We start from the raw sequence: 13,397 nt of genomic DNA, 5'->3' as shown, positions 1-13,397 counted from the left end.
ATCGAGCGTCGAGAAGACTCAGATAGGGTCCTTTTGAGTGGGAAAGGGGCCTGTCAGCGATTCACGTAGCGACCGCGCACGGAGCGAATCCGATCCTGCGCCAGCGCGCCGATCAAAAAGACGATCACAAAGACGGCGAAGGCCGGGCCGGTGAAAGGCACATAGGCGGAGGCGTAGTCTGCACCGACCTCGACGGCGGCGGGAAACATACGCGTCAGGCCGAGGACGATGGCGTATGCGCCGGCCAGCGACGTCGCCAGGATGATCGACCAATCGCCGAGACGGTCGCCGAAGTAGCCGACGACGCCTAAGCCTGCCGCAATCAAAATCACGCTAAGAAACTCCGGCGTCTTGACAGGTAGCAACGACAACAACAGCAGCATGAGCACAGCGCCAAGCAGGGCGCCGGCCGTGTGCAGCACGATGCGCACCAGTGCATAGCCGAGACCTGCCAAAACGCCGCCCACCACTAAGCTGATCAGAATGCGAATCACATCTTCCTGACCGGAGAACAACCAGGAGGCCAGGCTAAAACCGAGGACGAAGAACCCCACCGCCAGGGAAAACCGGAACAACAACCCGCCATAGACCAGCAAGAAGACGCCGCTTGCAATCAACACGATTCCCATCCAGAACATAGTTTTCCTCCTTGATAAACTGATCGCTGATGCCATAGTCGGTGAACTTACCCATCAGCGCGCCCGTCAGCGCGCCGATCGCCAACCCAAAGAAGGGTATAAAGAAGATCAGCCCAAAGAGCATGCCCTAAAAGGCGCCGCTGAGCGCGCCGGCTGCAGCCGTGCTGAACATTTGACGGGTCTTGGGCTTTTTCTTGCCAACCGGCCAGGTGACAATCGCCGCATCCAGGATCGTGAGGAGCTGCTGCTTCTGCATCTCTTCCAGGCTGCCCAACGCCTGGGCGGCGCCGTCCGGCGTGCCAAATTTGAACACAGTGAGTGTCGCCATAGAGAACCTCCTTAGGAAATTAAAATTGAGAAAAATTTATAATGATTGGATAGCCCGGCCCCAGGGGAACCAAGCATAAACCACAACACAAAAAAGGATCAGCCAGACGCCGAGCACGATCAGGGTGTACGGCAGCATTAGGAAACGCTCTAACATATAAAGAATATGCGACAGGACAGTCTCGACGGCGTCACTCTTCTATCCTTCCGATTCCTCCTCTTTGCTCCACAGCTGCACCAGTTTGATGCACACCTCCGTTGCGCGCCCCATGTCCTGCACGCTGACATATTCGAGCGGGCCATGGATGTTCTGCATGCCGGTGAAGATGTTAGGCGTGGGCACGCCCATCTCGGTCAGCCGCGAGCCGTCGGTGCCGCCTCGAATCGGAATGGAGAAGGGTTCGACGCCCACCTGCCGGCACGCCTCGCGCGCTAGCTCGACCGGGCGCATGTCGTTCTCCAGCCAGTAACGCATGTTGCGATACTGCGGGGTGATTGTGCAGGTGATGCGAGCGCGCGGCTCGGTGGCCTGGATCGTCTCACAGACCTGCTGGAGCAGTCGTCCATGCGCATCCAACCGATCCATCTCGAAGTCGCGCAGGATAAAATGCAGCTCCGCTTCAGCCGCTGCGCCGCTCATCTGATAGACATGGATGAACCCTTCCCGCCCCTCCGTCGTCTCCGGCGTCAGCCTCACGTGAGGCAGGGTGTCGATGATCTTGGCGGCCAGGTGCAGCGCGTTGACCAGCTTGCCTTTGGCCTGCCCGGGATGGATCGAGACGCCCTGAATGCGCACGGTCGCTTTGTCCGCCGAGAAGGTCTCGTAGACGATCTCGCCCAGGTCGCCGCCGTCGAGCGTATAGGCGAACTTGGCGGCCAGGTCGGCGGGCAAGTTGGGATGCACACCGCGACCGATCTCTTCATCCGGCGTGAAGGCGAGGCGCAGCTTGCCGTGGGGAATCTCGGGATGCGCCAGCAGATGCCGCGCCATCGTCATGAGGATGGCGACGCCGGCCTTGTCGTCGGCGCCGAGCAATGTGGTTCCACTGGCGGTCACGATGTCCTCGCCGACTTTTTTCGCCAGATAAGGCGACTGCTTCGGCGATAACACCTGCGACGGGTCGTCGGGCAACACGATCTCGCCGCCGTCGTAATTGCGATGCACGATCGGCTTGACGCCGCTGGCGTTGAAGGCGGGCGCAGTGTCCACGTGCGCCAGAAAGCCGATCACCGGCGCGCGGGTTTCGACGGTCGCCGGGAGGGTGGCAAGCACGGCGCCGTAGTCGGTCAACGTCACCTCCTGCGCGCCGATCTCCTTAAGTTCCTCGACGAGCAGGTTGAGCAGGTCAAGCTGCCTGGCCGTGCTCGGCGAGGTGGTCGACTGCTCATCCGCCTGCGTGTCGATCTTGCAATAGCGAATCAGCCGTTCTTCGAGTTCTCGATCGAATTGTGTATGCGTCATAGCGTATTCTCCAGCCTCGCAGGTGCGGCTCTCAGCCGCGCGCCCTCCCCCCTGGCCCCCTCTCCCAATGCTGGGAGAGGGGGAGCAACGAGCGTCGTCGCTGTGGCTTTCAAATGCACCCCGTTTAACCGTAGGTGCGGCTCTCAGCCGCACATTCTTACCTTCATCCATGCACTGGCGGTTGCGAACCGCCGCTACGATCGTCCCGGTGTTTTGCCTTCATCCATGCACCGGCGGTTGCGAACCGCCGCTACGATCGTCCCGGCGTCTGCGGTTGGAACCTGTTGTCCGATCACCGGAGTCATCTTCCAGAAGGTCGAGGCTTTCTGGAAGATGATCGGCAGAAAGTCTCCTTCTCCAGCGCAGCGAAGAATTCCGCTTCCTGCTCCATCACGCCCGCCGGCGGCGAAAAGAGGTTGAACGGCCGCCCAAAGCAGCAAGACGGCCGCGCCCCAAACGATGCGGGATGGAATTGTTTTCAAGATTGTCTCCCCTTTTTGTTCAATATTCAACTGTTATGTGTTCAATTATTGTAATGGGAATGTACAAAGTTGAAGCGCTGGCTTTTGATTGTACCTTGCACAAACAAATCCGCAAAAATGCATTTGCGCCTGCATCGCTTGCACTGTCGATGGAGGAGCGTGCCCGTCCTCTAAAGCAAGGCGCATTGCATACAGTGCGCTCAATGCGCCGAGCACATCTTTTTTGCATACAGAAGCGCATGGCTTTGAAAGGTGTGCATCGACGTCGATGGCTCTTCGCAGTCATATGCGTCCGACCATTGTTGCGCCTCTGCAAGCCGACCGACTCGCAATACGCAGACTGAGCGAGTCCGTCTCTTGCAGGGCGACGTAGGCACAAGCGCTCTATGGTCGTCGAATCCGGCCCTAGCGTCAGCGTTGCCACCGGCCAGACGATATGGTAAAATCGCATACAGAGTAACTTTTCTTGGCGCCACGAAAGAGACTCTCATATTGTTTTGCGCATATCGTTTGGCTCTGTTCAACCACAGCCTTCACCACACCACTGAAAGGCCACATTCGATGCGCCATTGCTGGATGTGCGTTGCGCTGTTCACCATGATCGTCGTCTTGACTCTTTTCGGGGCCGCGCCATTGCATGCGGCTCCCCTCGCCCGTCCCGGCGCAAGTCCTGCCCTCCAGCCAGGTTGCATCCAGCTGGTCAACAACGGCGATTTTGAGTCGCCGAACCTGGCCGGTTGGTCCACGCAGGGCTACGCCTGGCCCGATTCGCAGGTCAAGTTTTCTGGAAACTTTTCTGCGCATATCGGTCTGTCGACCACACTGCCCAATCAAAATGTGAGCAGCACACTGCGCCAGACGATCAACCTGCCGTCGGATCACACCATCACGCTCTCGTTTCGGTGGTTCCCTCAGTTTGATCTCAATATCAGCGACGCCGACATCCAGTTCGTCAATATTCAGACCGCAGACGGCGCGCTGGTTCCGGTGATTTCACCCATCAAACAAAATCTTACATCCTGGCAGCTCCAAGATTTTCCACTGACCAGCTTTGCAGGGCAGCAGATCGCGCTGATCTTTGGCGTCAACAATGACGGCGTGGGCAGCAGAAGTTGGATGAACATCGACGACGTCTCCATCATCGCCTGTCCGACCACGCCGACGCCCACTGCAACGCCGACGGTCACGGTGACGCCGACGCCCACCTTCACTGCAACGCCGCTTCCCGCCGGCTGCGTGACCGACGGCATCCTCAACGGCGGCTTTGAGGAGGACGCCTTCTGGATCTTCGGGGACGCGCCTGTGCGTCCCGCCTTCGTCAGCTCGCCGGTGCGCACGGGCCTGCGCGCGGTGCGCCTCGGCATCGACCCCGCCGCCGTTCCCGTCAGCCCAACGCAAGAAAGCTTTTCTTCGATCCGGCAACCGTTCCAGATCTCGCCGCTGGCCAGCACGGCTTCGCTGAGCTGGTGGCATTTCGATCGCACCGAGGAAGGCCCGCTGGAAAATGCGCCGCGCGGAGTGCTGATCGACCGCCAGGAGGTCATTCTGCTCAATCTCGACAATTCCACCGAAGCGATTCTTTACAGCAAGCGGCTCAACAACGCCTCCTGGCAGCAGACGACCGTCGATCTCACGGCTTTCCGCGGCAAACCGCTGGTGCTCTATTTCAACGTCCTCAACGACGGCAACAACCTGCGCACCTGGCAATACATCGACGACGTGGTGTTGACCATCTGTTATGCACCGACGGCGACGGCGACCCCCACTTCGCCGCCGACGCCGACCCCACTCCCCACCGATACGCCCACCCCCACCATCACACCGACGGATACGCCGTCGTCGGCCATGTCCGGCGCCGGCGTCGAACTCCCCGGCGCAAACGGCGGCATCGAGAGCGGCGAGCCCACCATCCTGCCGGTGGAAGAGGCAGGCCCCCAGGCGGCAATGCTGCGGACGGCGCAGACGCGCTCCGAACCTAGCTGGCTCGATCGCTCTCTGCGAGAAGGATTGACGCCGATTGCGATTATGACCGGCGTCCTGGCCATCATTGCACTGGCGGTGGGCGTTGCAATTTACAGGCAGCGCTCAGGCGCCTCTTCGTAGCCCTCATCTAAAAGTTGAAATTGTCACCTCAGGAGAGTCGATTCATGAAGGTCACTTCTTTGAATGAATATCAACGCGCCTCACGCCACACATGGAGCCTGATCCACACCGATCATCCGATCGTCTATCCCACGCTGGGGCTGGTCAACGAAGCGGGTGAAGTGGCGGGCAAAGTCAAGAAACTCTTTCGCGACAAGGGGGGCGTGATCTCGCCGGAGGATCGCGAGGCGCTCAAGCAGGAACTGGGCGATGTGCTCTGGTATCTGGCGCAGATCGCCACCGAGCTGGACCTCGCTCTCGAGGAGGTGGCCAGCGCCAATTTGACCAAACTCTACGATCGGTTGGAACGAGGAAAAATCCGCGGGGACGGCGATACGCGCTGACTCAGCGCCTCTGGTCAGGGTGGCGAAAACAAGAGACAAGGTGATCGTTGACCAGGCCGCACGCCTGCATGAAGGCGTAGCAGATGGTGGGCCCGACGAAAGTGAAGCCGCGGCGCCTGAGGTCTTTGCTCATGGCGACCGATTCCGGCGTTTGCGCCGGCAGCTCCTGCAACGTGCGCCGGCGATTGACCAGCGGCGCGCCGCCGACGAAGCTCCAGATATAGGCGTCGAAGGAGCCAAATTCCGCCTGCACTTCTAAAAAGGCGCGAGCGTTGCGGATGAACGCCTCCACCTTGAGGCGATTGCGCACGATGCCCGGGTCTGCGAGCAGCGACGCCACCCTAGTCTCGTCATATTCGGCGACCTTCGCCGGATCGAAGCCATCGAAAGCGACGCGGTAATGCGCCCGCTTGCGCAAGATCGTCAACCAGGAAAGCCCCGCCTGGGCGCCCTCCAGACAAAGCATCTCAAAAAGTTTGCGATCGTCATGGACGGGAACGCCCCACTCCTCGTCATGATAGGCAAGATAAAGCGGATCGCCTTCCGCCCACCCACAACGCCCTAGCTCTCCCACTCTCCCACTCTCCCACTCTCCCGCTCTCAAGCTCTCCCGCTCTCCCGCTCTCCTGCTCTCCTGCTCTCCCACTCTCCCGCTCTCCTGCTCTCCCACTCTCCCACTCTCCCGCTCACGCGCTGGCGTCGAAATGCGCAGGTTCGGTCAGCACCGGCTCCACCTCCGGCCCTCGCGCGCCGGCGACCAGCCGACCGGTGACGACCTGCGGATCGTGTTGGAAGACCAGCAGCGCGTCCTTCTCCAGCGCCTCATGGCGCAGCCGGCGCTTGGTCTCGATGCTGATCATCGGCATGATGTCGAAGGACGGCACCCATGCCAGCCGCGAGAGATGCACCGCCCAGCTCGCTGCATCGCCCAGGAAGAGCAGGCTTTCGCCCTGGCTTTCGACCCACACCACCTGGATCGCCTGCGTGTGGCCTGGGGCGATGTCCGTGCGCACGCCGGTGGCGAGCCGCTGCGGGCCATCGACGATTTCGAGCTGTTTGCAATCGAGCAGCGGACGAAAGTTGTCGGCGATGTAGGTGGCGGCGGTGCGTTCGTTGGGAAAGCTGGCGTCGGCCAACTCGATGCGGTTGCCGATGTAACGGGCGCGCGGGAAGGTGGGCACAGCGACCTGCTCCGCAGCGTCGTCCGCCCAGCGCGTGGCGCCGCCGATGTGATCGCCGTGAAAATGAGTGAAAACCACGATGTCGATGTCCTCCGGCTTATAGCCCACGCGCGCGATCTCGCCGACCAGCCGCAGGTTGCGTTCGCTCAGCCCCATGCGCTCTCGCACCTTGGGCGGCAGCTTGTCGCCGTTGCCTACGTCCACCAGAATCAGTCCGGCGTCGGATTCGATCAACAGGGAGCGGGAGTCGCACGGCACCAGGTTGGTGGGCGTCGGCTCGATCACGCGCTCCCACATCAGCCGCGGCACCAGTCCAAAAAAGCCGCCGCCATCGACGTAATGCAGCCCGTCGCTCAAAATGTGACAGCGAATTGCGCCGATCTGCAAGGTGTAGGCCATAGCTCTCTCCTGCTCGTTTTGCGGCGCCCTCCCAACTTGACTTGAAAAGGACGCTGCGGGTGTTGCGTGTTCCGTGGTGCGTACGGTTGCAGTATGTCATGAGGGTCTGCGCCTCGACAAATCGACGGGTGAATCGACGCCGAAAGTCGCCGATTCGAACAGCATCCTCTGCCAGGGCCTGGCAGACTTGGATTTATCATTTTGCTGCTTGACGAATTTTTCTGTATCGTGTATTATAATTTCACATTATGAAACAAGTGTAGTTTATCGTCTGTGGATACGCGATCTATGTTTCCCGTAAAAGAGGCGGAGCTGCACGCAACCGAATTCTATCCTGGCACACAGGCCGTAGCGCGCGCCATTGCGCTGCTCAAGGCTTTCAGCGATGCGCAACCGGAGTGGACTCTGAACGACCTGGCGCGGGCGACCGGCCTGAATAAGACGACAGCCTTTCGCCTGCTCTCTGCGCTGGAGGCCGAACATCTGGTAATGCGCAACCCGCTCTCGGGCGCATATCGGTTGGGCGTGGAGCTGATTGCCATGGGCGGCGTGGCGATGCGCTCGAACCCGCTGCGCACGGTGAGCAGGCCGACGTTGGTCACCCTGGCCGAGCAGTCCGGCGAGGCGGCGACGCTGGAAGTGCTGATGGACAATCACGTGCTCGTGCTCGACGAGGTCGCTGGCGGCAACCCGATGGGCATGACGCAGGATGTCGGCAGTCGGCTGCCGGTGCACGCCACGGCGACGGGCAAGGTGTTGCTGGCGTTTAGCCCAGAAGAACAGAGTGCAAAGCTGCTGGCCGCGCCGTTGCAGCCGCTCACCGAGCGGACGGTGACCGAGCCCGAGCAATTGCGTCGCGAGCTGGCGCGCATTCGGCAGGAGGGCGTCGCCATTACGCAGGGGGAGCTGGAGCCGGGGTTCGTCGCCGTGGCGGCGCCGGTGCTCGATCGGGAGCGGCAGGCGGTGGCGGCGATCAGCGTGGGCGGTCCAAGCCTGCGCCTCACCGCCGAGCGGCTGCCTCAGATGGCGGCCATGGTGCAGATGGCGGCCCGCCAGATCTCTCGTCAACTTGGCTACTGGCCAGGATAAAGGCTCTTCGCATGATTTAAAACAGGAGGCGCTATGTTGAGGACCAATCCGACTCGAACCATTTCTCGACTCCATACACCCGGCCCGAAGGCGCGAGCCATCCTGGAGCGAGATCGCGCCGTCGTTTCCCGCGCCTATGGCCGCGTGGCGGACTTTGTGATGTCGCACGGCGTCGGCTCACAGGTGTGGGATGTGGACGGCAACCGCTATCTCGACTTCATGTCGGGCATCGCCGTCAACTCGACCGGTCACAGCCACCCCCATGTGGTGCGCGCCATTCAGGAGCAGGCGGAAAAGTTTCTGCATATCTCTTCGGACTACTACCATGAAAGTTGGGTGCGGCTGAGCGAGCGTCTCGACGAAATTGCGCCCTTCGCAGAGCCGGCGAGCGTCTTTTTAGGCAACTCCGGCACCGAGGCGGTCGAAGGCGCCATCAAGCTGGCGCGCTATCACACCGGACGGCCATATTTCCTCGGCTTCATCGGCGGCTTTCATGGCCGCACGCTGGGCTCGCTCGGCTTCACCGCCAGCAAGATCACACAGCGCCGCGGCTTCCTCCCTCAGCGCGAGGTGATTCACGTCCCCTACCCCTATGAATATCGCCCGCTGCTGGCGATGCAGCCCGGGGAAGCGGACTACGGCGAGACCGTCGTCAACTACATCGAGCGGGTGATCTTCAAGAACCTGGTCTCGCCGGACGAGGTGGCCGCCGTGCTCGTCGAGCCGATCCAGGGCGAGGGCGGCTACGTCGTGCCGCCGGCGTCTTTCTTCCCGCGGCTGCGCAAGCTGTGCGACCGCCATGGCATCCTGCTGATCGTGGACGAAGTGCAGACCGGCATGGGGCGCACCGGCAAATGGTGGGCGATCGAGCACTGGGGCGTCGAGCCGGACATCGTCTGCACGGCCAAAGGCATTGCGTCGGGCGTGCCGTTGGGCGGCTTCATCGCCCGTCAGAGCGTCGCCACCTGGCCGACCGGCGCGCACGGCAACACCTACGGCGGCAACCCGCTGGCGATGGTGGCGGCCCTGGCGACGATGGAGGTGCTGGAGAACGGCGGCATCCAGAACGCCGCCGAGCAGGGCGCCTATATGCTTTCCCGGCTGCACGAAATGGCGGCGCGTCACCCCAGCATCGGCGACGTGCGCGGCAAAGGGCTGATGATCGGCGTTGAGTTCGTTCAGGACAAAGCGACGCGCGCTCCCAACGCGCGCCTGCGCGATCGGATCATCGAGCTGGCCTTCGAGCACGGCCTGCTCATCATGGGCTGCGGCGTCAGCACGATGCGCATCATCCCACCGCTCGTCATCACCCGCCCGGAGGTGGACGAGGGTCTGGAAATCTTCGAGCACGCGTTGACGCTGGCCGAAGAAGAGCTGATGTGACATTGGAGGCAAACGCGAAGGCGCAAAGACGCCAAGCAGGATTAGGGGTTGCGCATCAGGTGAGAAGTTTTCTCATGGAACACGACCTTCCGGGAAGCTTGATGGAATCCAACAAATGCTTTTGGCGACCTGGAGGCGCAGCTCGCAGCTGCGCTTCCTCAAATCACCCTTTCTGCTCATCGAGAACGTGCGACCGGGAGCCGCAATTGCCTTGTTGCAAGCTTTGCACCGGCGCGCAGCGCCCCGGATGAGCGCCGAAAACATGCGGCCAGGAGCCACACCCACTCTATTGCGAGGGAAAGTCTTTGTGCGCCTTTGCACTCCCTCATGGCTCTTTCATGGGTCCAAGAAGGGTGCGAAGGAGCGCGCATGAACCGTCCGGGGCGCCGCCAATGCTCGCCTACTCAATCACAATCTCATCAAACGCAATGTCCTCCGGCTGCGGGTAGCGCATGTTCAACCCTTCCAACGTGCGTATAATCACATGTGAAATGACCAGATTGCGATACCATTTGCGGTCGGAGGGCACGATGTACCACGGCGCGTACTCGGTGCTGGTTTTGCTGAGCACCGCCTCATAGGCGGCCATGTACTCGTCCCATCGCTTGCGTTCGGCCAAGTCGCCCGTCGAAAACTTCCAACGTTTCTCCGGCGTGTCGAGCCGCTCCTGCAGCCGTTGGCGTTGCTCCTCCTTGCTGATATGCAGGAAAAATTTGAGGATCGTCGTCCCCTCGTCGACGAGCAGCTTCTCGAAGGCGTTAATGTGCTCATACCGACGCCCCCACACCTCCGGCGGAACCAGACCATGCACGCGCACGACTAACACATCTTCGTAGTGGCTACGGTTGAAAATCACAATCTCCCCGTTGCCCGGCGTCTGCTTGTGAATGCGCCACAGAAAATCGTGCGCCAGCTCCACCGCCGTCGGAACTTTGAAAGAAGCCACCTTGACGCCCTGCGGATTGACGCCGTCAAATACATGGCGAATCACGCCATCTTTGCCGGAGGTGTCCATGCCTTGCAGGACGATCAGCACCTTATGCTTGCCCTCCGCATAGAGCAACTCTTGCAGCGTCTCCAGCCGTCTGTTGAGCTCTTCCAGGTCGCGCTTTCCCTGTTTCTTATCCCCTTCATACAGGCTCTTGTCATCCGGCGGCCATTGCGAAAGATGAACTGTGCTGCCCGGCTGCACGCGATAGTGATCGACGTTCATGACAGAAAACTCCTCTTGTGTTTGCTGAGGATGAACACAGATTGGCGCCTGCATTGTAACACGTTTAATTTTCCTCTCCGATTGCGCTAAATTTGCACGTTCAGCAAAGCCATTGTATAGTTTTGCCTCAGTTTTAATGTGTTTCACATAGATTTTCATAGGTTTCGATCGCAAACCTATGTAGAATTTTCTTGCAAGTCACCATCCAAAGAAGGTCGTCATGAGCGCGTTCGCGTCGTATCCTCCCCCTCGCCTGATCTTCTGGGAGACAACTGCAGGCTGCAACCTGGCCTGCATCCACTGTCGACGCATCACGGTAGCCGATCAACTGTTGCCCCAAGACCTTTCGACCGCCGAAGCGTTCGACCTGGTCGATCAGATCGCTGCCTTCGCCCGACCGATCTTTGTCCTATCCGGCGGCGAGCCGCTCTTCCGGCCCGACATCTTCGCCATCGCCCGCCGCGCCGCCGACGCCGGCCTGCTTGTGGCGCTCGCCACCAACGGCACGCTGATCGACGCCGCCGTCGCGCGCCAGATCAAGGAAAGCGGCGTGCGTCGCGTCAGCATCAGCTTCGACGGCGCCGACGCCGCCACCCATGACCTGTTCCGCGGGGCAGGCGCTTTTGAAAAGGCGCTGGCGGGCATGCGATCCCTGCGCGAGATCGGCGTGCCTGTGCAGATCAACACCACCGTGGCGCGACATAACATTCATCAGATGGATCAGATGCTGGCTCTGGCCAAGACGGAAGGCGTCCAGGCGCTCCATCTCTTTTTGCTTGTGCCCGTCGGCTGCGGCGTCGAGATCGCCCCTGAGCAGCAGATTTCCGGCGCCGAGTACGAGCAGGTGCTGCACTGGATGTACGACGCAGAAATGGCCGGCGACATCGAGCTGAAAGCGACCTGCGCGCCGCACTATTTCCGCATCGTGCGCCAGCGACAGGCGGAGGAGCGCCGACAAGGCATCGTGCGCCGGCGACCGGACAGCCATCATCGCCAGCAACGCGCCGGCGGGTCTCACGCCGGCGGCCATCCGGGCGACGCGCAGCGCGCCATGAACGCCATGACCAAAGGCTGCCTGGCCGGAACCGGCGTCTGCTTCGTCAGCCATCGCGGGGAAGTGTTCCCCTGCGGCTATCTGCCGGTCGAAGCAGGCAACATCCGCCGGCAACCGTTGCAAGAAATTTGGGAGCAATCGACGCTTTTCGCCGACCTGCGCGACGCCACTCTGCTGCGCGGCAAGTGCGGCCTCTGTGAGTTCAAAAACATCTGCGGCGGCTGCCGCGCCCGCGCCTACGGCATGACGCACGAATATTTGGACGAAGAGCCTTTTTGCACGTATGAACCGCAAACAACCAAGCCACTCTCTTCCAGCAAGCTTGTGGAAATGTAATCCATGCCCTATAACCTGGAGGCGCAGCTCGGAGCTGCGCTTCCTCAAAAGAGCCAAAACCTGACGGTCCACCGTCAGCGTCCGGCTGGAAGCCGAGCCTACGACAAACCTTTGTAGAGTTACAAAGTAAGTAGAGTTACAAAGTAAAGTCGCCAGTTGGAGAGCACATTATAAAGGAGAGCAGGTTAAAAACGATGACGCACCCATTTGCAACCGATGAACGACTTGACATCAGCGAGCAGGCGCGCACCGCCGACGGACAGATCATCCGCCTCAACCGTCGTCTCTTTATGCAGCTGCACGCCTTCGGCGGCTGCACCGATCCCGACTTGCTGATCGACTCGCTGCGTCGGCAGCCCTTCGGCAGCGTGCTCTATCTGGACGTCAACGATCCCCAAGGCGTGGCGCTGCTCACCTTCAGCGAAGACGCCGACTTTTTTGTGGACGAGCTGCGCAGCTATCTGAATCGTCCGCCTTTCGTTGCGCTGCAGCCGAAGCCAGAATACACCATGTTCGGCCGCACCTACGCCATCGGCAACGAGGAGGACCTGGAGCGTGCGCTGATCACCCGCCCGCGACAGAAAGTCTGCGACCCGAAATGGCCCTGGGCCATCTGGTACCCCCTGCGTCGCGCCGGCTCCTTCGAGCAACTTTCGCCGCAGGAGCAGCGCACCATCCTGATGGAGCACGGCGGCGTCGGCCACGCCTATGGCCGCGCCGGCTACGGCACCGACATCCGCCTGGCCTGCTTTGGTCTGGATAAAAACGACAACGACTTCGTCGTCGCCCTGGTCGGGCCGGAGCTCTATCCGCTTTCCTCCATCGTGCAGCGCATGCGCAAGACCAAGCAGACCTCGCAGCATCTGGCGCGGCTTGGTCCGTTCTTCGTCGGCAAGGCCATCTGGCAATTTGAAGGAGCGCACGCATGAAGACCGCCGTCCTGCTGCTGGCCTACGGCGGCCCCAACTCCCTGGCGGACATTCCCGCCTATCTGCTCGACATTCGCGGCGGCCGCGAGACGCCGCAGTCGTTGATCGACGAGATCTCCCATCGCTATGAGGCCATCGGCGGCTCATCGCCGCTCCTGCGCATCACGCAAAGCGCGGCGGCGAAGCTCCAGGAGCGCATCGGCCTGCCTGTCTACGTCGGCATGCGTCACTGGTCGCCGTGGATCAAGGATGTCGTGGCGCAGATGGCCGCAGACGGCGTCCGGCAAGCGGTCGTCATCTGCATGGCACCTCACTACAGCAGCCTCAGCATCGGCGCGTATCGTCGCCGGCTCGACGAGGCGCTGGCGCAGCTCGAGCGGCCATTTGAAGTTCACTTCGTTGAAAGCTGGCACACGCA

At 61.1% G+C, this 13,397-nt stretch carries 13 protein-coding genes and 1 pseudogene; 7 read left to right on the top strand and 7 right to left on the bottom strand.

The features are described from left to right. Window positions 1-53: 53 nt before the first annotated feature. The 4 genes and pseudogenes from Q0367_RS07440 to Q0367_RS07425 form a co-directional block, all read right to left on the bottom strand. On the bottom strand, window positions 54-638 hold the full coding sequence (locus Q0367_RS07440) for a hypothetical protein (RefSeq protein ID WP_298981385.1): 585 nt from the start codon (window positions 636-638) through the stop codon (window positions 54-56). Window positions 639-645: 7 nt separating this feature from the next. Next, a pseudogene (locus Q0367_RS21050) lies at window positions 646-966 on the bottom strand (DUF1269 domain-containing protein); the annotation flags it as partial. A 198-nt stretch (window positions 967-1,164) separates the two neighbouring features. After that, window positions 1,165-2,427: a peptidase T gene (pepT, locus tag Q0367_RS07430; RefSeq protein WP_298981383.1), complete on the bottom strand. Its 1,263-nt coding sequence runs from the start codon at window positions 2,425-2,427 to the stop codon at window positions 1,165-1,167. Between the two features lie 194 nt (window positions 2,428-2,621). Continuing rightward, a complete protein-coding gene (locus Q0367_RS07425) occupies window positions 2,622-2,909 on the bottom strand; it encodes a hypothetical protein (RefSeq protein ID WP_297636732.1) in 288 nt (95 codons plus the stop codon). Between the two features lie 576 nt (window positions 2,910-3,485). Here Q0367_RS07425 and Q0367_RS07420 point away from each other — a divergent pair. After that, window positions 3,486-5,012, top strand: coding sequence for a hypothetical protein (locus Q0367_RS07420; RefSeq protein ID WP_297636729.1), 1,527 nt, complete (start codon window positions 3,486-3,488; stop codon window positions 5,010-5,012). A gap of 44 nt (window positions 5,013-5,056) precedes the next feature. Next, complete coding sequence (locus Q0367_RS07415; RefSeq protein ID WP_297636726.1) at window positions 5,057-5,395, top strand: nucleoside triphosphate pyrophosphohydrolase family protein; 339 nt, start codon at window positions 5,057-5,059, stop codon at window positions 5,393-5,395. Between the two features lies 1 nt (window position 5,396). On the opposite strand, the gene Q0367_RS07410 is transcribed toward Q0367_RS07415, so the two are convergent. Beyond that, window positions 5,397-5,969, bottom strand: coding sequence for a DNA-3-methyladenine glycosylase I (locus Q0367_RS07410; protein WP_297636723.1), 573 nt, complete (start codon window positions 5,967-5,969; stop codon window positions 5,397-5,399). Window positions 5,970-6,081: 112 nt separating this feature from the next. Then, entirely contained in the window at window positions 6,082-6,975 is an 894-nt protein-coding gene (locus Q0367_RS07405; protein WP_297636717.1) for an MBL fold metallo-hydrolase, read from the bottom strand. 288 nt (window positions 6,976-7,263) lie between these two features. On the opposite strand from Q0367_RS07405, the gene Q0367_RS07400 reads away from it, so the two are divergent. Together Q0367_RS07400 and Q0367_RS07395 are read left to right on the top strand one after the other, a co-directional pair. Continuing rightward, a complete protein-coding gene (locus tag Q0367_RS07400; protein WP_297636715.1) occupies window positions 7,264-8,064 on the top strand; it encodes an IclR family transcriptional regulator in 801 nt (266 codons plus the stop codon). 33 nt (window positions 8,065-8,097) lie between these two features. After that, entirely contained in the window at window positions 8,098-9,447 is a 1,350-nt protein-coding gene (locus tag Q0367_RS07395; protein WP_297636712.1) for an acetyl ornithine aminotransferase family protein, read from the top strand. Window positions 9,448-9,847: 400 nt separating this feature from the next. Here Q0367_RS07395 and Q0367_RS07390 read toward each other — a convergent pair whose 3' ends face one another. Further along, window positions 9,848-10,660, bottom strand: a complete 813-nt coding sequence (locus Q0367_RS07390) for a polyphosphate kinase 2 family protein (protein WP_297636709.1) — start codon at window positions 10,658-10,660, stop codon at window positions 9,848-9,850. Between the two features lie 220 nt (window positions 10,661-10,880). Between Q0367_RS07390 and Q0367_RS07385 the strand changes: the two genes are divergently transcribed. The 3 genes from Q0367_RS07385 to Q0367_RS07375 form a co-directional block, all read left to right on the top strand. Then, on the top strand, window positions 10,881-12,050 hold the full coding sequence (locus Q0367_RS07385; RefSeq protein WP_297636705.1) for a radical SAM/SPASM domain-containing protein: 1,170 nt from the start codon (window positions 10,881-10,883) through the stop codon (window positions 12,048-12,050). Window positions 12,051-12,244: 194 nt separating this feature from the next. Continuing rightward, complete coding sequence (locus Q0367_RS07380) at window positions 12,245-12,979, top strand: chlorite dismutase family protein (protein ID WP_298981378.1); 735 nt, start codon at window positions 12,245-12,247, stop codon at window positions 12,977-12,979. Beyond that, window positions 12,976-13,397: ferrochelatase (locus tag Q0367_RS07375; protein WP_298981376.1), on the top strand; the 422-nt coding region annotated here is incomplete at its 3' end. The genes Q0367_RS07380 and Q0367_RS07375, both read left to right, overlap by 4 nt.

The sequence above is a fragment of the uncultured Caldilinea sp. genome (assembly GCF_937128415.1).
Lineage (GTDB): Bacteria > Chloroflexota > Anaerolineae > Caldilineales > Caldilineaceae > Caldilinea.
This window is presented reverse-complemented; position numbering and strand designations above follow the sequence as displayed.